This window comes from Bradyrhizobium sp. USDA 3256 (genome assembly GCF_054058275.1).
This window is the reverse complement of record NZ_JBSSAE010000002.1, coordinates 2,140,871-2,163,520: the sequence shown is the minus strand read 5'-3', so window position 1 is coordinate 2,163,520 and position 22,650 is coordinate 2,140,871. Positions and strand designations below refer to the sequence as shown.

Below are 22,650 nucleotides of genomic sequence, written 5' to 3'. Positions count from 1 at the left end.
TTATACTTAAAATAATTGGGCGCAAGGGTGGAAATCGCGGGGCAATCGCCGGCCGATCCTTCACAACCTCAGATTTGCGTAAGCTGCTTCAACCGCGCGACCATCGCCGAGCCCGGGTCGGCGAGCGGCGCGATCGCGGTGAAATGATTGGCGTCGGGCACAACGCCGAACCGCGTTGCAACGCCCGCTTTGCCCCAGACATCGACGACGGTCCGGCTCTGCCGGTGATATTCCGCGCTCTCGGCGCCCCCGACGACGGCATCGAGCGTTGCGCCCGCAGGCGGCGTCCAGGACAGCGGGCTCGCCGCCCGTGCTGCGGCGCGGTCGAGGCCAAGCGCCTTGTTGATGGAGGTGCCGACCAATGGCTCAAGCTCGAACAGGCCGGAGATCGCGTAAGCAGCCCTGACCAGGTCCTTCGGCAGCGACGCATCATAGGCCGGCCAATCGGTCGCGAGCATGCATGCGGCAAGATGTCCGCCTGCGGAGTGTCCCGACACGACCAGCGGCCGGTCGAGCCTGGCCAGCTCGCGGCACGCCGCACGCGTCTCGCCGATGATGTCGCCGACCGTGACATTGGGGCAAAGATCGTAGCTCGGCACCGCGACGCTGATGCCGTGGCCGTTGAGCCCTCGCGCGCAGTGGCTCGATGACGAGCCGTCGAGCGCCTGCCAGTAGCCGCCATGGATGAAGACCACGAGCGGCCCGTCACGATCGCCTTCGAACAGGTCGATGACGTTGCGGCTGCCCGGACCATAGGTCAGCCGCCGCGGTGGATGCTGCTCGCGATAGGCCGCCGAGTCCCTCGCCCAGCCGGCCATCAGCGCCGAATTTTCCGGCACCCGCGCCCGGTTGTTGTATTCGACCTCGTAATCGACCTCAGTCACGGCTTAAGCGCTCCTCGCCTTGGCGGAGCGCTGCGCCGAGCCCTTGGCCTTGGCGAGCAGCCGCATCAGTTCGCGGATATCCTTCGGCGAGAGATCGCCGAAGATATCGGCGATCCACTTCTCGTGCTCGGCGGCCATCTTGCGGAATTCGGCGCGGCCGAGTTTTGTGAGCCGGATGAACTGCACGCGGCGGTCCGTCTCCGAGGTACGGCGATCGAGATGGCCTGATTCAACCAGGCGCTCGACCAGCCCGGTGACGTTGCCGTTCGATACCATCATCCGCTTCGACAGGTCCGACAGCGTCATGCCGTCGGACACCTTGTCGAGCTGGGCCATCAGGTCGAAGCGCGGCAGCGTGACGTCGAATTTCTCGCGCAGCCGGCTGCGCACCTCGCCTTCGATCAGCGTGGTGCAGGTCAAGAGGCGCAGCCACAGCCGCAGCTCGGTGCCGTGATCGTCGGGCAGTTCGACGGCTTTGGTTTCGGAATCGAGGATCATGCGGCGATCGTGCCTCCGCGGCGGGTTCCGGTCGGACCAATTGTTTTGAGCTTCAAGCAATTCGTGGCGTCCCGCAAGGACAATTGCGAATCGTGCCTGATCCGTCTGGGCAATCCTGCAATTTCTTTAAACTTCAAGCAATTGGCGCGGCGCTTGCATGGGCAGCGCCTGCATGATGCGCGACGATCGCCCTGACGCGATGCCACATCGCTTGCAGCGGTTGCGCGCGTCAGACTAAGCTGAGGCCAATTGGGCTGAAGCCGAAACATCAAAGCAGTGGTCGGGGGAGAGACATGAAACAATTGACGAAGCTCGCGGGATTGGCGGCGCTGCTGGGTGTCGCCGTCACCCCGGCGACCGCGCAGGAGAAGATCAAGATCGGCGTGCTGGTCACAACGTCGGGCCCGGCCGCGGCGCTCGGCCAGCAGGTCCGCGACGGCTTTGCGCTCGCGATCAAGGACCTCGGCGGCAAGATGGCCGGCCGCGATGTCGAGATCGTCAACGCCGATGACGAACTGAAGCCCGACGGCGCGGTGGTCAAGGTGCGCGGCCTGCTCGAGCGCGACAAGGTCGATTTCGTGGTCGGCCCGATCTTCTCCAACATCCTGCAGGCGATCCACCGCCCGGTCACCGACAGCAAGACCTTCCTGATCAGCCCGAATGCCGGCCCCTCCAGCTACGCCGGCAAGGAGTGCAACCCGTTCTTCTATGTCACGTCGTACCAGAACGACCAGGTGCACGAGATCCTCGGCAAGGTGGCGCAGGACCGCGGCTACAAGCGCGTTTACCTCCTGGTGCCGAATTATCAGGCCGGCCGCGATTCCGTCGCCGGCTTCAAGCTCGACTACAAGGGCGAGATAACAGAGGAATCCTACACGCCGCTGAACACGCTGGATTTCCAGCCTGAACTCTCCAAGATCGCCGCGCAGAAGCCGGACGCGCTGTTCACCTTCATGCCGGGCGGCATGGGCGTCAATCTCGTGAAGCAGTACAAGCAGGCTGGCGCCACCGTGCCGGTGCTCTCCGCCTTCACCGTCGACGAATCCACCCTGCCCGCGCAGCAGGATGCAGCGGTCGGCATGTTCGGCGGGGCGAACTGGGCCCCAAACCTCGACAATCCCCAAAGCAAGAAGTTCGTCGCCGCCTATGAGGCGGCCTACAACGGCGTGCCCGGCACCTACGCCATGCAGGCCTATGATGCGGCGCTGTTGATCGACAGTGCGGTCAAGGCCGTGAAGGGCGATCTCTCCAACAAGGACGCGGTCGCGGCCGCATTGAAGAAGGCCGAATTCACCTCGCTGCGCGGTAACTTCAAGTTCAGCAACAACGGCTATCCGATCCAGGATTTCTACCTCACCAAGGTCGCGAAGCGGCCGGACGGCAAATTCCAGACCGAGATCGTCGAAAAGGTGTTCTCGAATTATGGTGACCGCTACGCCAAGGACTGCGCGGCTAAATAGATCACTCGAAGCGTTTTCGAGCGAAGTGGGTACCGGTTCGCGTGAAGAAAACGCGTCAAATGGAGATCAAGAGACATGACGATGAAAGACGAGATCGCCGGCATCACCCGCGCCAATGAAGGCATCCAGGGCATTTCCTGGAGCATCCTCGGCCAGACCTACGTGCCGAAGAGCCGCACCGAGCATTCATTCTCCTGGCACGCCACCTTCCCGCCGGGTACCTTCGTTCCTCCGCATATCCACCCCGACCAGGACGAGTACCTCTACATCCTCGAGGGCAAGCTCGACTTCATGCTCGACGGCGCCGACGAATCCGCAACTCCTGGCGATCTGGTTCGCCTGCCGATGGGCAAGCCGCACGGCATCTTCAACAAGTCGCAGCAGCCGGCCAAGACGCTGTTCTGGGTGTCGCCGACGCGGAGGCTCTACGACCTGTTCTGGGCGATCCACAACATGAAGGAGCAGAACCCGGATGACGTGGTGCGGCTCGCCGCCGAGCACAACATCCACTTCCTGCCGCCGCCTCCGGCGTAGGCCGCGCGGTCTCTCCCCGTCATCCTGAGGTGCGAGCGCAGCGAGCCTCGAAGGATGCACGGCCCGGCCGATGGCCGTCGACCCTTCGAGACGGCCGCGTTGCGGCCTCCTCAGGGTGAGGATCGGACATTGCCTCCTACTGCCGCGCCACCACGCGCGCGGCAAAGCCGGCCTTGGCGGCATAGCCGCGGACGATCGCCTCGCGCGCCTCGTAATTGAGGATGGTGTCGACGTCGGTAAAACCTTGCGGCGCGAGCTGCTCGACGGCATCGATCACGCCTTCCGGCCCGCCGCGGCGGTTGGAGGCGACGATGTCGGCGGTCATCGGCAGCCGCTGCCGCTCATAGGCCGCCAGCGCCTGCCGCGGATGCTCCGATCGCGCCAGCATGTCGGCCAGGCAGCGCGCATCGAGAATGGCCTGCGATGCGCCGTTCGAGCCGACCGGATACATCGGATGCGCGGCGTCGCCGAGCAGCGTGACGCGGCCGCTCGACCAATACGGCAAAGGATCGCGGTCGCAGCACGGATACTCCCAGAATTCCGGCGTCGCGTTGATCAGTCCGGTGAAGTCGACCTGCGGGATCGTGAAGCTCGTGACATAGGGCATCATCTCGTCGCGCCGGCCGAGATTGGACCAGCCCTCGCGGCGCGGCGGCGGCGAGGTGCCGTCGCCGATCCGCACCAGCACCGCCCAGTTGGTGAGGCGGCTTGCCGGGCTCGAGCCCGGCGCGATCGGATAGATTACGGCCTTGGCGTTCAGCCCGCCGGCGATGATCATCGAGCGCCCGGTCAGGAAGGCCGGCCAGTCGGTCGCGCCGCGCCACAGCATCAGGCCATTCCAGCACGGGCCGCCCTCGTCCGGAAACAGCGTCTGCCGCACTTTTGAGTGGATGCCGTCGGCGCCGATCAGGATGTCGCCGCGCGCGGTATGCACATGGGCTCCGCTGCGGTCGAAGAAATAGGCCGAGACGCCGCCCTCATCCTGGGTGAAGGAGCCAAGCCGGCAGCCGGTGTGGATCGCATCCGCGCCAAGCCGATCGACCACGGCCTGATGGATTACGCTTTGCAAGCGGCCGCGATGGATCGAGAATTGCGGCACGTCGTGGCCGGCATCGAGCCCGCGCTTCTCGTGCCAGACCTGCTGGCCATGTCGCGTCAGATAGAACAGCTCATAGGTGCGGATCGCCACCTCGTCGAGCTTGTCGAGCAAGCCAAGCCCCGCCAGCTCGCGGATCGCATGCGGCAATGTGTTGATGCCGACGCCGAGCTCGCGGATCGTCTCGGACTGCTCGTACAACTCGCAACTGATGCCGCGCGAGCGCAGCATCAGCGCAGTGGTGAGGCCTCCGATTCCGCCTCCGACGATAATCGCCTTCATCGTCCTCACCTCCACTCACAACAGGACGCTTTTACGCTTTGGCCTAGGGTCGCATGCCCCCTCGCCCGGCCGCAAGCAGGTTTGTCGTCTGGGACTTGGGCGCGCCCGCGATGATTGGGCTTAGGCTTAACATTGCTTCAGCGAACTCCAATTTATCCCCGTCACCCTGAGGAGCGCGGAACGCGCGTCTCGAAGGGTCGACGGGCCACCAGCGGGGCCGTTCATCCTTCGAGGTTCGCCCAGCGCCGCAAGGCTCGCACCTCTGGATGACGGAACTGGTAGGAGCGCATTCCCGTCACTCCGGCACCACCGCAATCGCCTGGATTTCCACCTTGGCGCGATCCTCGATCAGGCCGGCAACCTGGATCGCGGTCATCGCCGGAAAGCGCCGGCCAATGATGTCGCGATAGACCGTGCCGATCTCCTTCAGCCGCGCCGAATACTCCTTGCGGTCGATCAGGTACCAGGTCATCGACACGATGTGCTCGGGCCCGGCCCCGCCGGCGGCGGCGACCGCGACGATGTTGCGCAAGGTCTGGCCGATCTGCGCGACGAGATCGTCGGTCTCGAACACGCATTGTCCGTTCCAGCCGATCTGGCCGGCGATGAAGAGCTGTTTGCCGCGCGCGGCCGTGCCATTGGCGTAGCCGATCGGCTTGGCCCATCCTTCCGGTTGCAGGATCTCGATCATCTCAATTGCCCTCGAAGGCCGGTTTCTGCTTGGCGGCGAACGCCTCGAAGGCGCGGCGGAAATCGCCGGTGACCATGCAGATCGCCTGCGCCTGCGCTTCCGACTCGATCATCTCGTCGACGCCCATCGCCCATTCCTGGTTGAACATCGTCTTGGTCACGCCATGCGCGAACCACGGCCCATCCGCGAGCGAGCGCGCCAGGTCTTGCGCGGCACCGGCGAGCTCCGCCGGCGGCACCAGGCGGTTGTGGAAGCCCCACGCAAAACCTTCCTCGGCGCTCATCGCACGCCCGGTGTAGAGCAGATCGGCCGCATGGCCCTGCCCGATCACGCGCGGCAACAACCCGCACGCGCCCATGTCGGCGCCGGCAAGGCCGACGCGGGTGAACAGGAACGCGGTCTTGGCCTGCGGCGTCGCCAGCCGCAGGTCGGACGCCAGCGCCAGCATCGCGCCGGCCCCGGCGCAAATGCCGTCGATCGCAGCGACAATGATCTGCGGGCACTTGCGCATCGCCCGCACCACCTCGCCGGTCATCCGCGTGAAGGCGAGCAGGTCCGGCATCGCCATCCGCGTCAATGGCTCGATGATCTCGAACACATCGCCGCCGGAGCAGAAGTTGCCCTCGGCGCCGGTCAGCACGATGGCGCGGACATCGGAGGCATATTTGAGATTGGTGAAGAGATCGCGCAGCTCCTCATAGGACTCGAACGTCAGCGGGTTCTTCTTGTCCGGCCGGTTCAGCGTGATGGTCGCGACACGGCCGCTCGCATCGACCTGCCAGCGGAAGTGCTTCGCGGGATAATCCTTGAACGACCGGAGCTTTGCTTTCATCTCGGACATGACGTGTTCCTTCACCCGGTGAGGACTTCGCCGCCGGCGACCGCGACGGCTTGTCCGTTGATTGACGATGCGCCCTCGGCGGCAAGCCAGAGGATGGCGTCGGCGACCTCCTCCGGCGTCACCAGCCGCTGCATCGGATTGACCTTGGCAAGCGCGGCGCGCGCCTCCTGCGCGCTGCGGCCGGTCTTGGCGACGATGTTCGCGGCGGCATCCGCCACCAGCGGCGTATCGGTGTAGCCGGGGCAGACCGCATTCACGGTGACGCCGCGCCGTGCATATTCCAGCGCCAGCGAGCGCGTCAGGCCGATGACGCCGTGCTTGGCCGCGACATAGGCGGAGACGTAGGCGTAGCCGGTAAGGCCCGCGGTCGAGGCGACGTTGATCACCCGCCCGCGGCCGCGTTGCGCCATGCCGGGCAGCACCGCGTGCGTGACGAGGAATACGCTGGAGAGATTGCTTGCCAGCATATCCGCCCACAGCACGGCGTTCGTCTTGTCGAACGGCGCGCTGCCGGCCTTGCCGGCATTGTTGACGAGGATATCGATCGGACCCGCCTCGGCCTCAATCTGCGCGACGCCTTTGGTCACCGCAGCCTCATCGGTCACGTCGATCGAAACCACGGCGCCCGAGTGCTTGCCGAGCGATGCCGCGGTCGCCTTCAACGCATCGATCCGGCGTCCGGCGATGCTGACGCGCACCCCGGCCTCCGCGAGTGCGATCGCCGTCGCGGCACCGATGCCTGAACCGGCGCCGGTCACCAGCGCATGGGCGTTGGGCCAGAAGCGTGTCATGCCTTCCCTCCCGCCGCGGCGCGCTCCAGATTGGCCTCATATTGCGATTTGCCCGACAGATACTGCTTCGGCCAGGCGATCTGCTTGACGCCGATCTTCGCAGCCTCATGCAGCGTCCAAGCCGGATCGGCGAGATGCGGCCGCGCGATGGCGCAGAGATCGGCGCGGCCGGCGGCGATGATCGAGTTGGCGTGATCGGCCTCCGAGATCGCACCGACCGCGATGGTGGCGATGCCGACCTCGTTGCGGATCTTGTCGGCGAATGGGGTCTGGTAAAGCCGGCCATAGACCGGATGGTCGTCGGCCCAGACCTGCCCCGAAGAGCAGTCGATCAGGTCGGCACCGGCATCCTTGAACAGCTTGGCGAAGGCCAGCGCATCCTCGGGCGTGTTGCCGCCCTCGGCCCAGTCGTGACACGACAGACGGACTGACATCGGCTTGTCCTCCGGCCACACCGCGCGGACGGCGCGGAACACCTCCAGCGGATAACGCGCGCGGTTCTCGATCGATCCGCCATAGTCGTCGGTGCGGCGGTTGGTCAGCGGCGACAGGAAGCTCGACAGCAGATAGCCGTGCGCGCAGTGCAGCTCCAGGATATCGAAGCCGGCGGCCGCAGCGCGCCGTGCCGCCGCGACGAACTGGTCGCGCACCTCGTCCATCTCGGCGCGGCTCATCGGCTCCGGGATCTGGCCGTCGGGCAGATAAGGCACTGACGAAGCCGACACCAGCGGCCAGTTATGGTCCGGCAGCGCTTCGTCCATGCCTTCCCAGGCGACGCGCGTTGAGCCCTTGCGGCCGGCATGGCCGAGCTGGATGCCGATCCTGGCTTGCGAATTCTGGTGCACGAAGTCGACGATGCGCTTGTAGGCCGCCGCCTGCGCGTCGTTCCAGAGACCGCAGCAGCCGGGCGTGATCCGCGCCTCCGGCGAGACGCAGGTCATCTCGGTAAAGAGAAGGCCGGCGCCGCCGAGCGCGCGGGAGCCGAAATGCACCAAATGGAAGTCGGTCGGCACGCCCTCCTCCGCCGAATACATCGCCATCGGCGAGACGATGATCCGGTTGTGAAGCGACAGGCCGCGGATCTGGAACGGCGTCAGCATCGGCGGCGTGACGCGGTCGTTGGTCGCGGCCACGCCGCTGCGCTCCGCGAACCAGCGCTCATAGCCCTCGAGCCAGGTCTTGTCGCGCAGCCGCAGGTTCTCGTGGCTGATGCGCTGCGAGCGAGTCAGCAGCGAATACATGAACTGCTCCGGCTCCAGCGTGTCGGCATAGCGCGAGCCGACCACCTCGAACCATTCCATCGCGTTGCGCGCGGCGTTCTGGATCCGCGCCACGTCGACCCGGCGCAGCTCCTCGTAGGCCTTGAGCACCGCGGGAATGCTGTCCCGCGTCGCGCCGTGGATCTTGAACTGGTTGGTGAGCTCGATCGCATCCTCCAGCGCGAGCTTGGTTCCCGAGCCGATCGCGAAATGCGCGGTGTGGGCGGCATCGCCCATCAGCACGACATGGCTGTTGCCGTTGAACGCGGTCCATTTGTCGCAGATCAGCCTGGGGAATGACAGCCAGGCCGAACCGCGCAGATGCCGCGCGTTGGAGACCAGATGATGTCCCTCGAGGATTTCCGCGAACACATTCTCGCAGAACGCGATGGAGTCGCCCTGCTCCATCTTGTCGAGACCGTGGGCGAGATAGGCCTCCTCGGTGGTCTCGACGATGAAGGTCGCCGCGCCCTCCTCGAACTTGTAGATGTGCGCCTGGAACCAGCCGTGCTCGGTCTTGCGGAAGTCGAAGGTGAAGGCGTCGAACGGCCTGACGGTGCCGAGCCAGATATAGCGGTTCGGCCGCATCAGCATGTCGGGCTGGAACGTCTCGGCATATTTGACGCGCACCTTCGAATTGACGCCGTCGCACGCCACGATCAGATCGGCGTCGGGAAATTCGAGATCGGAATTCACCTCGCGCTCGAAGATCAATTCGACGCCGAGTTCCTCGGCGCGCGCCTGCAGGATGTTGAGCAGCCGCTTGCGGCCGATGCCGACGAAGCCGTGACCGGTGGTGCGCATGCGCCGGCCCTTGATCAGGACCTCGATGTCATCCCAGTGGTTGAAGGCCTGCTCGATCGTGTCAGCGGTGACCGGATCCCATTTGCGCATGTTGTCCATGGTCGCATCTGAAAACACCACGCCGAAGCCGAAGGTGTCGTAAGGCCGGTTGCGCTCGACCACCGAAATGACGTTCGCGGGATCCAGCATCTTCATCAGGATGCCGAAATAAAGCCCGGCCGGCCCGCCTCCAATGCAAACGATACGCATGGCGTTCTCCCGTTGGCTTCGGCGGGTTGGGGGTGCGGACGAGGCGCGTTCCCCCTGGAGCCGACAAGGGATAATATTTTATACTTAAAATAATTGTCAAGGGAGTTGGCGCCGCACCCTACGCTGTCGTCCCGGCGCAGGCCGGGACCCATACGCCGCAGCAGATGTTGTCGACGGGACTCGTCGTTCCAGCAACGTACAACAATGACAATCTGTGGTTATGGGTCCCGGCCTGCGCCGGGACGACACTGTACTTGTTGCTGCTGATTTGCCCGTCGAAGGCGTGGCAAGGTGGCGGATCGCGTTGCGCTGATCCGCCCTACGCCGAGGACGTACCCACTGCACGCGCCCTCAATGCACTGCGGCGTACAGGATCTTGTCCTGCGTCGCGTCCGCCGCGTCGAACTCGGCGACGATGCGGCCGGTGCGGGCGACCAGGATGCGGTCGGAGACGGCGAGGATCTCCGGCAGGTAGGACGAGATCACCACCACCGCCTTGCCCTCGTCGGCGAGACGGCGGATTTCGCCGTGGATGTGCGGGATGGTGCCGACGTCGACGCCGCGCGTCGGCTCGTCGAAGATGATGATCGAGGGGTCCTGCACCAGCGTCTTGGCCAGCACCACCTTCTGCTGGTTGCCGCCGGAGAGCTCGATGATCCTGGCCTTGCGCTGCAATGCGCTGATCTTGAGCCGATCGACCCAGTAGCTGGCGAGCTTGCTGCGCCGCGCGCGCGACAGCAGGAAGCTCCAGCCCTTTCCGGTGGCGAGGCTGCCGATATAGACGTTGTCGTCGACCACCATGGTCTCGAAGAAGCCGTTGGCCTTCCGGTCCTCGGTGATGTAGGCGATGCCGTCATTGATCGCCTGCCGCGGCACGCGGTAGCGGATCGGCTTGCCGCGCAGCCGGATGGTGCCGCCATTGACCAGATTGCGCTTCAGCGCGCCGTAGATGATCTTGGCGATCTCGGTGCGGCCGGAGCCGATCAGGCCGGCGATGCCGACCACCTCGCCGGCATAGACCGAGAACGACATGTTCTTGACCGCCATGCCCATGGTGACGTTCTCGACCGTCAGCACCTTCTCGCGGCGCTGATGGGTTTTCGCCTTGCCGCCATAGACCGCCTGCGCCACCTCGCGCCCGACCATGTGCTGCACCAGCGCGTCGCGGGTGAGCTGCCTGGCCGGCGCCGTGATCACCAGCTTGCCGTCGCGCAGCACGGTGATGCGGTCGGCGATTTGCAGCGACTCCTCCAGCGCATGCGAGATGTAGATGATCGAGACGCCGCGGGCGCGCAGGTCACGCACCAGATGGAAGAAGTGGACGATCTCCTCCGGCGTCAGCGACGCGGTCGGTTCGTCGAAGATGATGATGCGCGCCTTGTTGTAGATCGCGCGCGCGATCTCCACCATCTGCTTCTTGGCGGTGCCGAGCAGCGCCACTGGCGTCGCCGGATCGACGTGGAAGTTGAGCGACTGCAACAGCTGCTGGGCCTGGATGTTCAGGGTGCGGAACCGGGTCAGCAGCTTTTCGTTGCCGAGCTCGATATTCTGCGCGGCGGTCATGGTCGGCACCAGGCTGGTCTCCTGATAGACCATGCAGATGCCGGCATTGAGCGCGTCGCGCGGCTGCTCGAAACCGGTCGGCTTGCCGTCGAGCAGATAGTCGCCGGAGGTGAGCTGGATCGCGCCCGCGATCGCCTTGCACAGCGTCGATTTGCCGGCGCCGTTCTCGCCGACCAGCGCATGCACCTCGCCGGGATAGAGGTCGAAATTGACGCCCTCGATGGCGTGGACGCCGCCATAGATTTTCGAGCCGTTGGTGATCCGCAGCACCGGCTCGCGGGCTGCGGAGGTCTCTGCCGTCTTGGCGCCGGGGGCCGCCTGCATCACACCGTCATTCATCGCAGCTCTCCCGTAGTGCGCAGCAGGCGTCCGGCGCCGCGCGCCGCGACCACGACGCCCGATGGCGTGGCGCAGGCGGCGGTGATGCCATGGAAGCGGCCGCCGGCGCGGCTGTGCAGGCTGTCGGTCGCATCGCCCTCGGCGTCGAGATGCACCAGCAGACCGTAGGAGCGCGGCGGCGCCCACGGCTTCTGGATGCCGAGCGCCTTGACGCTGCCGATCTGCATCGGCTCGAGGCAATCGCTGCCGCCGGCGAGCGCCGGCGCGACCCAGTAATCCGGCGGCATCGTCGCCATCATCTCCTCGCGGAAATCGTCTTCCTTGAGCACGAACTCGATCAGGTGGGTGCGGCGGGCGAAGATGCCGAGCAGCATGCCGCCATGGCCGTCCGGATGCAGCCGCGCCGGATAGCCCGGCATGTTGGCGGCGACGGTCTCGCGCGGACCAAGCCCGTTGCCGCCGAGCGCGAACCGGCTGAGGCGATGCGCCCAGCTCTCGGTGAGCCACAGGCTGTTGCCGTCGGCCGAAACACTCACGCCATAGGGATAGGGCAGATCGCGCAGCAGCACCTGCGGATTGTCGAGGCCGGCGCCGCAGCCGATAAGCCGGCCATTGGCGCGCTTCTCCATCAGGTCGTGCCGCCATTCGCCCGGGCGTCGGCCGGCGCTGCCTTCGACGGCATAGATGCGGCCATCGGGCGCCGCCGTCACCGACAACAGCCCCGTGAGCGCGCTGCCGCCGGCAGCCTCCAGCCAGCGCGGATCGGGCTTCGCCGGATCGATCGCCGCAAGGCCCCTGCTCGCGACGCAGACCAGGAGGCGGCCGTCCGGATGCAGCGCGAGCCCGCCGGCATCATCCTCGAACTCGGCGACGACCGTACGTATCGACAAGCCATTGCCGCCGAGCTTCAGCACTCGACGTCCGGCCGAGACATAGACCGCGCCGTCGGCGGCGGCGATCACGTCGTCGACGCCGGGCAGCGGCTCGCCGATCGGGGTGGCGGTGTCGAGCCGGTCGTTCGGGCTCAGCGCGCCGTCGAGCGGCGGGATCGCGTTCTGGCCGCCGTCGCGGTCGATGACGCTGCGGATGTCGCGCAGCAGATGATCGAAAAATCCCATTACGTCGCCACCCTGCTCTTTGCGCCCCAATAGGCATCGTAGCCGGTCCAGCTGTCGTCGACGCCGTCGAGCTTGATGCGGCCGATCCGGTTGTTCTCGAGCCCGCCGAGATAGAGATAGCCCTGGTGCTCGCGCATCGAGGTCAACGTCGAATGCGAGATGCCGGTCGGGTCCCACCAGGATTCCAGCGCCTCGCCCTGCTCGTTGAATTTCAGCACGCAGCCATGGTTGAGCGCCGGCGCCAGCCACTCGTCGGTCGGCACCTGCTTCACCATGCGCAGGCGGAAGCCGGGCTTTCGCGCGGCAAGGTCGAATGTCGGCGTGCGGATGCCGACCAGCGCCAGCCAGTAGGTGCCGTCGGAGGCGCGGTTGATGTTGTCGGGATTACCCGGCAGCTCGTCCATCAGCACCTCGGTCTTGCCCTTGTTCGGCCCGTCGATCCAGTGCCGGAACACCTTGCACAGCGAGGTCGACGCGATCAGGATCGATTTGCCGTCATGCGAGACGCAGATCCCGTTCGGGAAATAGAAGTGGTTGATCACCGTGCGCGTGGTCCTGGTCGCGGGGTCGTAGCAGACCACGCGGCCGTTCGGCCGGCCCTCGAGGATGTCGAGGGTGTTGGTGGTCATCTCGTAGCGCGTGGTGCAGTCGCTGAAATAGATCTTGCCGTCGGGCGCGATGTCGAGGTCGTCGGCCATGCGCAGGCGGGAATCGTCGTTCAGCTTGTACCAGGTGCGGTTGGTCTCGTCGGTGACCTTGAAGATGCGGCCGTCGGGCGCGACGCCGTAGACGCCCATGCCGGCGACCGCGACGATCAAGTTCTCGTCGCGATCGAACTGCATGCCGAGCGGCCGGCCGCCGATATGGGCGAACACTTCGCGGGTCTCGAAGTTCGGCCCGGAGAAACGGATCACATTGCCGTCGCGGGTCGAGCCGTAGAGCCGGCCCTGGCGATCGAGGATGACGTCCTCGGGCCCCTCGACCTGATCGACGCCGATCGCCTGCGCATTGATCAGCCGGTCGTTCTGCGCGTAGGGCGAGGTCGCGCCGGGCTGCACCGCCGGCGCCGAGGCGAGCGGCACGAAGGCCGGATTGACATAGATCTTCTGGATCGCCTTGCCGCGGTTCTTCGACCATTTGACGTCGATGCCGACGGCGGCGAGCAGGATCATGCCCGTCACCGCCGAGGTGACGTAGCCCGGGATGCCCATCCGCACGAGGCCGTTGATCAAAAGGAAGATGATCAGCGCGCCGATCATCGCCCGCCACACCGTGCCCTTGCCGCCGGCCAGCGACACGCCGCCGAGCACGACGGCGGTGAGCGCCTGGAATTCCCACCCCACACCGGTGGTGGAATCCGTCGAGGCTTGCCGCGCGGCGTAGAAAATGCCGCTCGCCGCGCACAGCGTTCCCGACAGCACATAGGTCATGAACAGCATCACGCGGACGCGGATGCCGGCGTGGCGCGCCGCCTTGCGGCTGGCGCCGATCGCGGTGAGATGCCAGCCATAGCGCGAGCGCGACAGGAAGATGTGGCAGATCAACAGCACCACGAACAGCGTCGCCGCATTGACGGGAATGCCGAGCACGCTGCCGCCGCCGATGAAATCCCAGGCGTCGCTCTCGACCGAGTTGGTGGCGAACACCTGGGCGTAGCTGGTGTTGAGCAGGTTGACCGAGGCGCGCAGGATGATCAGCGTCACCAGCGTGGTCAGGAACGGCCGCGTCTTCAGGAAGCCGATCAGGAAGCCGTTGATGCTGCCGAGCAACGCGCCGACCAGAAGCGTCGCCGGCACCGCGAGGCCGACCGGCCATTCGCGCACCAAAAGGAAGTACAGCGCCGCGAAATTGCACAGCGCGAAGATCGCGCCGACCGACAGGTCGATGCCGCCGGTGACGAGGCAGAAGCCCATCGCGAGCGCGACGAAGCCGAATTCGGCGAACAGCCGCAGCAGCGACACCGAGTTCTGCACCGAGGCGTAGTCGGGAATGGTGAGCGCGAAATAGGCCCACAGCCCGACCATCACGGTGAAGGGAACCACCGGCTCGAACCACTGTTTCAGCAACAGCTCCGACAGCAGGAGCCGGGGTGAGAACCGCCGCACCGACGCGGCAAAGGAATCAACGGCCATCGACATCGCCAAAACACCCCTTTGATTGAGCACGATCTTGCGGAACACCCGCTTCCACTTTTCCGGATCATGCTCGTGATCGAGCGTGATCTTGCGAAGAGCCGGCCTGCACGTCCCGGATCATGCTCATGGTCATGACGCGATCGGCCATCGCATCGCGACCTCGTCCCTTCATGAACACGCTCTCCTTGAACGCTGCGCGTCGGTCGGAGAAAAACCGGCTCCACCATGCCGGAGCGTGCTCTTTGATACAGCCGGCGCGGGAATGCCCCCCGCGCCGGCTGTCCGCGCCTTGTTAATTTTTCTTGGGTAGCGCGAAGCAGTTGGCGCCCGAGGCGTTCGACTTATCGAGCCAGATCGGACGCGTGTAATAGACGAGATTGCGGCTGCCCGGCTTCTCGCCTGATACCAGCAGGGTTTCGGCGGCGAACATCAGGTCGTGGCCCTGCTCGGTCGCCTTGTAGCTCAGGAACTTGTAGAAATTGCCCGAATTGACCTGATCGCAATCCAGCTGCGAGCCTTCACCCGAGGCGAACACCTTCACATCGTCGATCTTGCCGGCATTGCGGATCGCCTGCGCGGCGCCCGATTCCATGATGCCCCAGAACCCGATCGAGGCGCAGAGGTCGGGATGCTGCTGGATCACCGTCGCGGTGACGTTGAGCGCGGTGTTGGCGTCCCAGTTCGCGGCCTGGTTCGAGACCACCTTGATGTTCGGATCCTTGTTCAAGACCTCCATGATGCCGCCGACCTGATCGACACTGGCGGCCGCGGTCAGTTCGCCCTGCACGATCTGGACCTTGCCCGACTTGCCGGAGCCGGTGCCGCAAGCCTTGACGGCTTCGTTCGCCAGCATCCTGCCGATCTCGCGCCAGTCGGCGCCGACAAAGGCGCCGGACTTGTAGTTCGAGGACATGTTGATCTGGATCACATGCGTGCCCTGGCTTTCGGCGCGCTTCAGATCCTTCATCAACAGCGTGACGCTCGGATTCTGCACGATCAGCACGTCGGGCTTCTGATCGACCAGCGCGGTCAAGGCCTGCTGCATCGCCGACGGATTGTTGTTGGGATCGCGCACGACATATTTCATGCCGCGCCACTCGGCCTCTTCCTGCACCACCCGGCCCCATTCGTCGGACAGCGGCACGCCGAGCGCGATCGGCAGATAGGCGATCGTCTTGCCCTGCAGCGCCTTGTCGTAGACGGCACGCAGCTCGCGGGCGGTCTTGGTGCCTTCCTCCTGCGCCGATGCCGCAAACGGCATCGCGGCCAGCGTCACGCCAGCCAGCAGGATCGTCCAGAATTTTGTCGTCGTCTTCATCGTCTCCCTCCACAAAGCAATTTCTTTTGATTGATTCATTTGGCGCGGCGGCCGGCTCAGTCGCCCTGTTTCAGTCGCCTTGCCGCGCGGTCTCCTCGTCGCGGGGATGCAGCCAGTTGTCGAGCACGATGGCGGCCAGCAGCACCACGCCCTTGATGATGTTCTGCACCTCGCTGTTGACGTCCATGATGGTGAAGGCGTTGAGCAGCGTGCCGATCAGGATGCAGCCGACCACGACGCTGAACACGCTGCCGCGGCCGCCGATCAGGCTGATGCCGCCGATCACGACGACGAGCACGACATCGAAGATCATGGTGCCCTGGGTGATCGCCATCTGCATGCTGCCCGTGGTGCCGACCCAGACCAGGCCCGCAATCCAGGCGAGCAGTGCAACCAGCACGTGCTCGAGCACGATCAGCGGCCGCAGCGCGACGCCGGTCAGCCGCGCGGCCTCCGGATTGTCGCCCTGCGAATAGATGAAGCGGCCGATCGAGGTGCGCGACAGGAACAAATGCATCGCGATTGCACAGGCCGCGAACACCAGGATCGGAACCGGGATGCCAAACAGCCGCCCGGCGCCGAGATACATCAGGCCCGGCGCATCCTTCGGCGCATAGACCACCCAGGCCGGCGCGATCCAGAAGGCGAGGCCATAGATCACGAAGCCGGCAGCCAGCGTCACGAACAGCGCCGGCGCCTCGACGAAGGCGACCATCACGCCGTTGACGACGCCGATCAGCACCGCGACCGCCAGCGCCAGCAGCACTGCCGTGAAAACAGGCATGCCGTTCTGCATGTAGATCAGCGCGATCGCCCAGGAACCCGCCATGATCGCGACCTCGGAGAGGTCGATGCCGCGGCTGATCACGATCAATCCCATGCCGAGGCCGAGCACGCCGAGGATGGAAATACTCCGCAACAGATTCAGGAGATTGGAGACGGTGGCGAAGCCGTTCAGCGTCAGGCCGAACACGATCAGGAGCGCGATGGTGATCAGGAGCACGATCTGCTCCTGGCTCGGCTTTGCAAACATTGCGCCCAGGCGAGATGATGCCGCAGGGACAGCAACGCCGCGCGATGGCGATTGCACGCTCATCGTTTCCTCCAGGTATTATTTTGCTTGAGACTTTAAGAGTGCCGATTAGTATTCGTCAAATGCATTCGACGGATACGGATTGATCATTTCCATGCATGTACGCGACGTCGATCTGAACCTGTTCGTCGTGTTCGACGCGATCTATTCCGAGGGCGGCGTCAGCCGCGCCTGCTTCCGCCTCAACCTGTCGCAACCCGCGGTAAGCCATGCGCTGAGCCGGCTGCGCGCGATGTTCAACGATCCGCTGTTCGTGCGCCGCAACCACGTGATGACGCCGACCCCGCTGGCGCGGCAGATCATCACTACGGTGCGCCAGGCGCTCAACGGCCTCGAGACGACGCTGACCCACACCCACCGGTTCGATCCGGCGCAGACGCCGAAGCGGTTCGTGATCGGGCTGCGCAACAATCTGGAGGCGCCGATGCTGAGCGCGCTGGTCAACCGGATCAGTACGGTGGCGCCGCTGGTCGAGATCGCCACCGTGCGCAGCGAGCGCAACAATCTCGAGCGCGAGCTTGCCGCCGGCACCCTCGACGTCGCGATCGATACGCTGTTGCCGCTGTCGGCGGAGGTGCGGCGCGAGCAGATCCTGACCGAGCATATCGCGGTGTTCGCGCGGCGCGGCCACCCCGAGCTCGGCACCCGGCTCGACAAGAAGGCTTATTTGCGCATGGAGCATGTCTGCGTGACGTCGCGGCGCAGCGGTCTGTCGTTCGAGGATTTTCAGCTTCAGCGCCTCGGCCTGACCCGCACTGTTCGCCTGACCTGTCAGAATTTCGCAACCGCCTGCCACGTCGTGAGCCGCAGCAACATGCTGCTGACCGCCTCGGAGAGCGCCGCCTCCGTGCTGGAAGATCCCGGGCTGCTGCAGTGCTTCCCCTGCCCGTTCCCGATCAGTCCGCACGTCAATTATCTCTACTGGCACGCCACCGCCGAGGACGACACCACCAATCAATGGCTGCGCGAGCAGTTGCGCGCCGCGGCGGCTCTGCTGGCCGGCAGCCAGTTCGGCCGCAGGAACGGGCGCGCGAAGATGCGACCCCGCGTGGGATATCCGGCGCCGGCCAGCATCGCCGCCGAATAGCCGCGTCAGCCCACCACGCGGATCGGGTCCGAGCCGTCCCAAGTCGCGGCCACGGTCCTGATCTTCTCGAAGAACCGCCCCTTCGATCCCGAGATGTCTGAGATCTCGATCACGGTGCCGGCATGGCCGGCGGTGTCGAAATAGGCGAAGCGTCCCTTGGGGCCGCCGATCTGGCCTTCATGACCGACCGTGAAGCCTGCCGCGACGGCGCGGTCGTAGAGCGACTGGTAGTCCGCGCTCCAGTACGACATGTGCTGCAGGCCCTCGCCGTGGCGCGCCAGAAAATCCAGATACATCGACGGCGCGTCGTTGCGCTGTTGGATCAGTTCGATCTGCAGATCGCCGGAATTGGCCAGCGCGATCGACATCTCGACGGCGGAGTCCACGCCGCGATAGCGGAACCAATCGACCTTGACCGAGGGGATCAGGAAGAATGGCCCGACCCGCAGTGTCTCGGTCCAGAACTTCAGCGCCGCATCGATGTCGCGAACGACGTAGCCGTTCTGACAGACCTTGCCGAACAATGCACTCATGCGCCCTCCCCGCCGCTCACAAACCGCTGAGCCCGCTGTCGACCGCGAGCGTCTGCGCGGTGACATAGACGCTTTCATCCGACATGAAGAACAGCACGGCATAGGCGATCTCCCAGGCCGTGGCCTGACGGCCGAACGGGATATGCCCCTTGCCGCGTGACGGACGGCCCGCGCCGGCCTCGCGGCCGTTCGGAGTGTCGACCAGCCCGGGATAGACCAGATTGGCGCGGATGCCGCGCCGCGCGCCCGCATGTGCGATGTTCCGCATCAGGCCGCCGAGCGCGGCCTTGGAGGAATCATAGACCGCCATCTGCGATCCCGCCTTCAGCGCCGCGATCGAGGAGATGAACACGATCGAGCCGCCGTCTTCGAATTTCGGCAAGGCCGCGCGGCAGCACAGCATCGGGCCACGCACATTGACGTCGTAGATTTTGTTCCATTCCTCCGCGCTGACATTGTCGAGCCCGGTCTTGCCGAAGGTGCCGATGTTCAGCACCATGCCGTCGAGTCCGCCCATCGTGCGATGAGCTTCATCAATCATCCTGATGACGTCGGCCTCCTTGGTGACATCTGCGGCGATCGCGAAGGCGCGGCCGCCATCAGCAGCGATGCGCGCAACCGTGTCCTCGGCCGAGGCGCGGTTGAGGTCGGCGACCGCGACATGCGCGCCCTCGCGTGCGAACAGCAGGCTCATGGCGCGGCCGTTGCCGATTGGATCGGTCGCGGCATCGAACACGCGCTGGCCGCCGCCGACCGCGAGGATGCGGCGGCCGTTGAGACGTCCCCTGCCCGGCGCGGTACCCGAGGATTCCGCGCTCGGCGGACGGACATAGCGCTCCGGCTTCGTGTCTTGCTTGGCCTCTTGCGAAATCTCCGACATCCCATCAGCCCCGCTTCTTGCCACCCTCATAGACCGCCATGCCGGCGGCCGGATCGAGATCGGTCTCGGTTGCCTCCGTCAGCCGCGCCATCATCATGTAGAAGCCGAGCGCGACGATCGCCTCGACGATCTCCTGATCGCTGAAATGCTCGCGCATGCCGGCGAAGGCGGCCTCGCCGACGCGCACCTTCTCGACCACCTCGCGGCCGAAGCCGAGCAGCGCACGTTCGGCCGCGCTCAGCGCAGCATCGTCGTAGCCACCGCGCTCGACGGCATCGATCTGCGCCTGGGTGACGCCGACGCCGAGTGCGATCGGCACGTGCTGGCGCCATTCATAGGCGCCGCCCTCGAGCTGCGCGGCCTGCAGGATCAGGAGCTCGCGATTGACCGCGGAGAGCTTTTGTTTGTGCAGGATCGAATTGCCGAGCCGCATCAGCGGAATCGCATTGGCCTCGGCATGGGCGAGCATGCGGAAGATGTTGAGCTTGACCGGCATGCGGTCGAACGCGGCGCGGATATCGCCGCCCGTCGTGTCCGGATCAATCAGGGGCAGCCTTGCCACGCGTCTCTCCCATTTTTCGCTTGTTCGTTGTTCTTGCCGTCGCTCGACCAGCTAATGCACCGGGCCGGCCGAGATCAAGCCGACCCGCTCGACATTGCCCGAATTGCGGGGTTCAGCCATGCGGTTCCGCGCTTGAATCCGCGTCCACGGGCAGGCATAAGGAGCGACAACTCCCTTAAAAAATCGCCTTGGCCCAAGGATTTGAGAAGGATTTACGATGCCCGCCTATCGCTCCCGCACCACCACCCACGGCCGCAACATGGCGGGTGCACGCGGCCTCTGGCGCGCCACCGGCATGAAGAACGAGGACTTCGGCAAGCCGATCATCGCGGTGGTCAACTCCTTCACCCAGTTCGTGCCCGGCCACGTCCATCTGCAGAATCTCGGCCAGCTCGTGGCCCGCGAGATCGAGAAGGCCGGCGGCGTCGCCAAGGAGTTCAACACCATTGCGGTCGATGACGGCATCGCGATGGGCCATGACGGCATGCTGTACAGCCTGCCCTCGCGCGAGCTGATCGCCGACAGCGTCGAATACATGGTCAACGCGCATTGCGCCGACGCGATGGTCTGCATCTCCAACTGCGACAAGATCACGCCCGGCATGCTGATGGCGACGCTGCGGCTCAACATCCCGACCGTGTTCGTCTCGGGCGGACCGATGGAGTCCGGCAAGATCGTGCTCAAGGGCAAGAAGCGCGCGGTCGATCTGATCGACGCGATGGTCGCGGCCGCCGACTCCAACGTGTCGGACGAGGAGGTCGAGGTGATCGAGCGTTCGGCCTGCCCGACCTGCGGCTCCTGCTCCGGCATGTTCACCGCGAACTCGATGAACTGCCTGACCGAGGCGCTCGGCCTCGCGCTGCCCGGCAACGGCTCGGTGCTGGCGACCCACGCCGATCGCAAGAGCCTGTTCGTCGAAGCCGGCCACCTGATCGTCGACCTCGCCCGCCGCTACTACGAGCAGGACGACGCCAAGGTGCTGCCGCGCAACATCGCGAACTTCAAGTCGTTCGAGAACGCGATGACGCTCGATATCGCGATGGGCGGCTCGACCAATACCGTGCTGCATCTGCTCGCCGCCGCGCGCGAGGGCGAAGTGCCGTTCACGATGACCGATATCGACCGCCTGTCGCGCAAGGTGCCGGTGCTCTGCAAGGTCGCGCCCTCGGTGCAGGACGTCCACATGGAGGACGTGCATCACGCCGGCGGCATCATGGCGATCCTCGGGGAGCTCGACCGCGCCAAGCTGCTCACGACCGACGGGCCGACCGTGCATGCCGCAACGCTGGACGATGCGCTGAACCGCTGGGACGTGGTGCGGACCACAAGCGACAAGGTACGCAACTTCTATTGCGCCGCGCCGGGGGGCGTGCCGACCCAGGAAGCCTTCAGCCAGGACCGCCGCTTCGACGAGGTCGATCTCGACCGCGCCAAGGGCTGCATCCGCGACGCCGCGCACGCCTATTCCAGGGACGGCGGCCTCGCCGTGCTGTTCGGCAACCTTGCCGAGGACGGCTGCATCGTGAAGACCGCCGGCGTCGACGAGAGCATTCTGAAGTTCTCGGGCCCGGCCCGCATCTTCGAGAGCCAGGACGCATCGGTCGAAGCCATCCTTGGCAACAAAGTGAAGGCCGGCGATGTGGTGCTGATCCGCTATGAGGGTCCGCGCGGCGGCCCGGGCATGCAGGAGATGCTGTACCCGACCAGCTATCTGAAGTCGAAAGGCCTCGGAAAGGCCTGCGCGCTGATCACCGACGGCCGCTTCTCCGGTGGATCGTCTGGCCTGTCGATCGGCCACGTCTCGCCGGAAGCCGCCGAAGGCGGCCTGATCGGCCTCGTCGAGGAAGGCGATATCATCGAGTTCGATATCCCGAACCGCAAGGTCAACCTCGCGGTCGACGATGCCGAGTTGAAGCGCCGGCGCGCAGCGATGGAAGCCAAGGGCAATGCGGCCTGGAAGCCGGCGGCGCCGCGCAAGCGCGCCGTCTCGACCGCGCTGAAGGCCTATGCGGCGTTCGCCAGCAGCGCGGCCAAGGGTGCGGTTCGCATCCTGCCGGAGTGATCGGCAACCGTTCGGCCACGGCCGCTTCACCTCTCCCACGGGAGAGGTGAACTTCCGATGCCGATTCGGCTCGGCTTACCCGCGGTGGTGACGAGGCGCCGACGTCAGCTCACGTGCAAGTCGGCCGCCTCGATCCGGATGCGGTCGGCATGCAGTGACCAGTCGCACAGCGATTGTTCCTGGCAAAACTTGACCTTGGCCATCTCGGTGGCCTGGCCCTCGCTCGAGGCGTCGATCTCAAGCGCACCCTGGCAAACCTCGCGCTCGCGGCCATTGCCGCCGAGCACGTCTTTCATGAAATGAACGACGAAGCGTGACATGGAACCCTCCCTGCTGCACCGGCAGAGCCCGGGGTACCACGCTAGCACTAACACGAAAGGGTGGTGAGTTAATTCGGCTGGTACGTGTGCGACTGTTCGCAGCGGGGAAGACTACGCGCCGGCCTGCGGCAGGCTGGCGGCAGCGATCGCGACGATCTGTGCAAGACGGCGGCCGATTTTGGCGGGCGCGTTGCGGAGCAATGACTGGACCTGTCGCATGAAAATCTTCCTTCCGTGCCCGGAATGGTCGG

At 65.4% G+C, this 22,650-nt stretch carries 20 protein-coding genes; 4 read left to right on the top strand and 16 right to left on the bottom strand.

The annotated features are described in order from the left end of the window. Positions 1 to 68: 68 nt before the first annotated feature. Positions 69 to 884, bottom strand: a complete 816-nt coding sequence (locus ACVWY5_RS11670) for an alpha/beta hydrolase (RefSeq protein WP_028331489.1) — start codon at positions 882 to 884, stop codon at positions 69 to 71. A gap of 3 nt (positions 885 to 887) precedes the next feature. Continuing rightward, positions 888 to 1,382, bottom strand: a complete 495-nt coding sequence (locus ACVWY5_RS11665; RefSeq protein WP_016845834.1) for a MarR family winged helix-turn-helix transcriptional regulator — start codon at positions 1,380 to 1,382, stop codon at positions 888 to 890. A gap of 293 nt (positions 1,383 to 1,675) precedes the next feature. Between ACVWY5_RS11665 and ACVWY5_RS11660 the strand changes: the two genes are divergently transcribed. After that, positions 1,676 to 2,842: an ABC transporter substrate-binding protein gene (locus tag ACVWY5_RS11660; protein ID WP_028331490.1), complete on the top strand. Its 1,167-nt coding sequence runs from the start codon at positions 1,676 to 1,678 to the stop codon at positions 2,840 to 2,842. Positions 2,843 to 2,923: 81 nt separating this feature from the next. Beyond that, the gene (locus ACVWY5_RS11655) at positions 2,924 to 3,376 is read left to right on the top strand and encodes a cupin domain-containing protein (RefSeq protein WP_026192554.1); all 453 of its coding nucleotides are present in this window, start codon (positions 2,924 to 2,926) and stop codon (positions 3,374 to 3,376) included. Positions 3,377 to 3,512: 136 nt separating this feature from the next. On the opposite strand, the gene ACVWY5_RS11650 is transcribed toward ACVWY5_RS11655, so the two are convergent. From ACVWY5_RS11650 to ACVWY5_RS11605, 10 genes are all read right to left on the bottom strand, one after another. Then, complete coding sequence (locus ACVWY5_RS11650) at positions 3,513 to 4,754, bottom strand: flavin-dependent oxidoreductase (protein WP_028331491.1); 1,242 nt, start codon at positions 4,752 to 4,754, stop codon at positions 3,513 to 3,515. Between the two features lie 295 nt (positions 4,755 to 5,049). Continuing rightward, positions 5,050 to 5,445, bottom strand: coding sequence for a RidA family protein (locus tag ACVWY5_RS11645; RefSeq protein ID WP_028331492.1), 396 nt, complete (start codon positions 5,443 to 5,445; stop codon positions 5,050 to 5,052). 1 nt (position 5,446) lies between these two features. Then, positions 5,447 to 6,286, bottom strand: coding sequence for an enoyl-CoA hydratase family protein (locus tag ACVWY5_RS11640; RefSeq protein ID WP_028331493.1), 840 nt, complete (start codon positions 6,284 to 6,286; stop codon positions 5,447 to 5,449). An 11-nt stretch (positions 6,287 to 6,297) separates the two neighbouring features. Further along, a complete protein-coding gene (locus tag ACVWY5_RS11635) occupies positions 6,298 to 7,077 on the bottom strand; it encodes an SDR family NAD(P)-dependent oxidoreductase (RefSeq protein WP_028331494.1) in 780 nt (259 codons plus the stop codon). Beyond that, positions 7,074 to 9,389 carry a bifunctional salicylyl-CoA 5-hydroxylase/oxidoreductase gene (locus ACVWY5_RS11630; protein WP_028331495.1) on the bottom strand — a complete coding sequence of 772 codons (2,316 nt, stop codon included), beginning with the start codon at positions 9,387 to 9,389 and terminating at the stop codon, positions 7,074 to 7,076. The genes ACVWY5_RS11635 and ACVWY5_RS11630 overlap by 4 nt, the downstream gene beginning before the upstream one ends. Before the next feature lie 351 nt (positions 9,390 to 9,740). After that, entirely contained in the window at positions 9,741 to 11,276 is a 1,536-nt protein-coding gene (locus ACVWY5_RS11625) for a sugar ABC transporter ATP-binding protein (RefSeq protein ID WP_028331496.1), read from the bottom strand. An 11-nt stretch (positions 11,277 to 11,287) separates the two neighbouring features. Continuing rightward, on the bottom strand, positions 11,288 to 12,409 hold the full coding sequence (locus ACVWY5_RS11620; RefSeq protein ID WP_051375970.1) for an NHL repeat-containing protein: 1,122 nt from the start codon (positions 12,407 to 12,409) through the stop codon (positions 11,288 to 11,290). Then, positions 12,409 to 14,547 (bottom strand): ABC transporter permease subunit, encoded by a 2,139-nt coding sequence (locus ACVWY5_RS11615; protein WP_028331498.1) that lies wholly within the window; start codon positions 14,545 to 14,547, stop codon positions 12,409 to 12,411. Before ACVWY5_RS11615 ends, ACVWY5_RS11620 begins: the two co-directional genes overlap by 1 nt. A 289-nt stretch (positions 14,548 to 14,836) precedes the next feature. Beyond that, complete coding sequence (locus ACVWY5_RS11610; RefSeq protein WP_028331499.1) at positions 14,837 to 15,862, bottom strand: sugar ABC transporter substrate-binding protein; 1,026 nt, start codon at positions 15,860 to 15,862, stop codon at positions 14,837 to 14,839. 70 nt (positions 15,863 to 15,932) lie between these two features. Further along, the gene (locus tag ACVWY5_RS11605) at positions 15,933 to 16,865 is read right to left on the bottom strand and encodes an ABC transporter permease (protein WP_229191388.1); all 933 of its coding nucleotides are present in this window, start codon (positions 16,863 to 16,865) and stop codon (positions 15,933 to 15,935) included. Positions 16,866 to 17,049: 184 nt separating this feature from the next. On the opposite strand from ACVWY5_RS11605, the gene ACVWY5_RS11600 reads away from it, so the two are divergent. Then, entirely contained in the window at positions 17,050 to 18,042 is a 993-nt protein-coding gene (locus ACVWY5_RS11600) for a LysR family transcriptional regulator (RefSeq protein WP_038377122.1), read from the top strand. Between the two features lie 5 nt (positions 18,043 to 18,047). On the opposite strand, the gene ACVWY5_RS11595 is transcribed toward ACVWY5_RS11600, so the two are convergent. The 3 genes from ACVWY5_RS11595 to ACVWY5_RS11585 are packed head-to-tail and all read right to left on the bottom strand — an operon-like array spanning position 18,048 to position 20,017. Further along, the gene (locus ACVWY5_RS11595; protein WP_028331501.1) at positions 18,048 to 18,575 is read right to left on the bottom strand and encodes a VOC family protein; all 528 of its coding nucleotides are present in this window, start codon (positions 18,573 to 18,575) and stop codon (positions 18,048 to 18,050) included. Positions 18,576 to 18,591: 16 nt separating this feature from the next. Further along, positions 18,592 to 19,455 (bottom strand): SDR family oxidoreductase, encoded by an 864-nt coding sequence (locus ACVWY5_RS11590; RefSeq protein WP_038377081.1) that lies wholly within the window; start codon positions 19,453 to 19,455, stop codon positions 18,592 to 18,594. 4 nt (positions 19,456 to 19,459) lie between these two features. Further along, on the bottom strand, positions 19,460 to 20,017 hold the full coding sequence (locus tag ACVWY5_RS11585; RefSeq protein WP_028331503.1) for a carboxymuconolactone decarboxylase family protein: 558 nt from the start codon (positions 20,015 to 20,017) through the stop codon (positions 19,460 to 19,462). A gap of 217 nt (positions 20,018 to 20,234) precedes the next feature. On the opposite strand from ACVWY5_RS11585, the gene ilvD reads away from it, so the two are divergent. Continuing rightward, positions 20,235 to 22,079 carry a dihydroxy-acid dehydratase gene (gene ilvD / locus ACVWY5_RS11580; protein ID WP_028331504.1) on the top strand — a complete coding sequence of 615 codons (1,845 nt, stop codon included), beginning with the start codon at positions 20,235 to 20,237 and terminating at the stop codon, positions 22,077 to 22,079. A gap of 104 nt (positions 22,080 to 22,183) precedes the next feature. On the opposite strand, the gene ACVWY5_RS11575 is transcribed toward ilvD, so the two are convergent. After that, positions 22,184 to 22,399 carry a hypothetical protein gene (locus ACVWY5_RS11575; protein WP_028331505.1) on the bottom strand — a complete coding sequence of 72 codons (216 nt, stop codon included), beginning with the start codon at positions 22,397 to 22,399 and terminating at the stop codon, positions 22,184 to 22,186. Positions 22,400 to 22,650: the final 251 nt, after the last annotated feature.

Bases quoted from the DNA above. Each gene is read 5' to 3' on its own strand.
- ACVWY5_RS11610 (WP_028331499.1), bottom strand. From the start codon at position 15,862: ATGAAGACGACGACAAAATTCTGGACGATCCTGCTGGCTGGCGTGACG.
- ACVWY5_RS11635 (WP_028331494.1), bottom strand. From the start codon at position 7,077: ATGACACGCTTCTGGCCCAACGCCCATGCGCTGGTGACCGGCGCCGGT.
- ACVWY5_RS11595 (WP_028331501.1), bottom strand. From the start codon at position 18,575: ATGAGTGCATTGTTCGGCAAGGTCTGTCAGAACGGCTACGTCGTTCGC.
- ACVWY5_RS11590 (WP_038377081.1), bottom strand. From the start codon at position 19,455: ATGTCGGAGATTTCGCAAGAGGCCAAGCAAGACACGAAGCCGGAGCGC.
- ACVWY5_RS11630 (WP_028331495.1), bottom strand. From the start codon at position 9,389: ATGCGTATCGTTTGCATTGGAGGCGGGCCGGCCGGGCTTTATTTCGGC.
- ACVWY5_RS11665 (WP_016845834.1), bottom strand. From the start codon at position 1,382: ATGATCCTCGATTCCGAAACCAAAGCCGTCGAACTGCCCGACGATCAC.
- ACVWY5_RS11640 (WP_028331493.1), bottom strand. From the start codon at position 6,286: ATGTCCGAGATGAAAGCAAAGCTCCGGTCGTTCAAGGATTATCCCGCG.
- ACVWY5_RS11620 (WP_051375970.1), bottom strand. From the start codon at position 12,409: ATGGGATTTTTCGATCATCTGCTGCGCGACATCCGCAGCGTCATCGAC.
- ACVWY5_RS11650 (WP_028331491.1), bottom strand. From the start codon at position 4,754: ATGAAGGCGATTATCGTCGGAGGCGGAATCGGAGGCCTCACCACTGCG.
- ACVWY5_RS11600 (WP_038377122.1), top strand. From the start codon at position 17,050: ATGCATGTACGCGACGTCGATCTGAACCTGTTCGTCGTGTTCGACGCG.
- ilvD (WP_028331504.1), top strand. From the start codon at position 20,235: ATGCCCGCCTATCGCTCCCGCACCACCACCCACGGCCGCAACATGGCG.
- ACVWY5_RS11575 (WP_028331505.1), bottom strand. From the start codon at position 22,399: ATGTCACGCTTCGTCGTTCATTTCATGAAAGACGTGCTCGGCGGCAAT.
- ACVWY5_RS11645 (WP_028331492.1), bottom strand. From the start codon at position 5,445: ATGATCGAGATCCTGCAACCGGAAGGATGGGCCAAGCCGATCGGCTAC.
- ACVWY5_RS11615 (WP_028331498.1), bottom strand. From the start codon at position 14,547: ATGTCGATGGCCGTTGATTCCTTTGCCGCGTCGGTGCGGCGGTTCTCA.
- ACVWY5_RS11625 (WP_028331496.1), bottom strand. From the start codon at position 11,276: ATGCAGGCGGCCCCCGGCGCCAAGACGGCAGAGACCTCCGCAGCCCGC.
- ACVWY5_RS11655 (WP_026192554.1), top strand. From the start codon at position 2,924: ATGAAAGACGAGATCGCCGGCATCACCCGCGCCAATGAAGGCATCCAG.
- ACVWY5_RS11660 (WP_028331490.1), top strand. From the start codon at position 1,676: ATGAAACAATTGACGAAGCTCGCGGGATTGGCGGCGCTGCTGGGTGTC.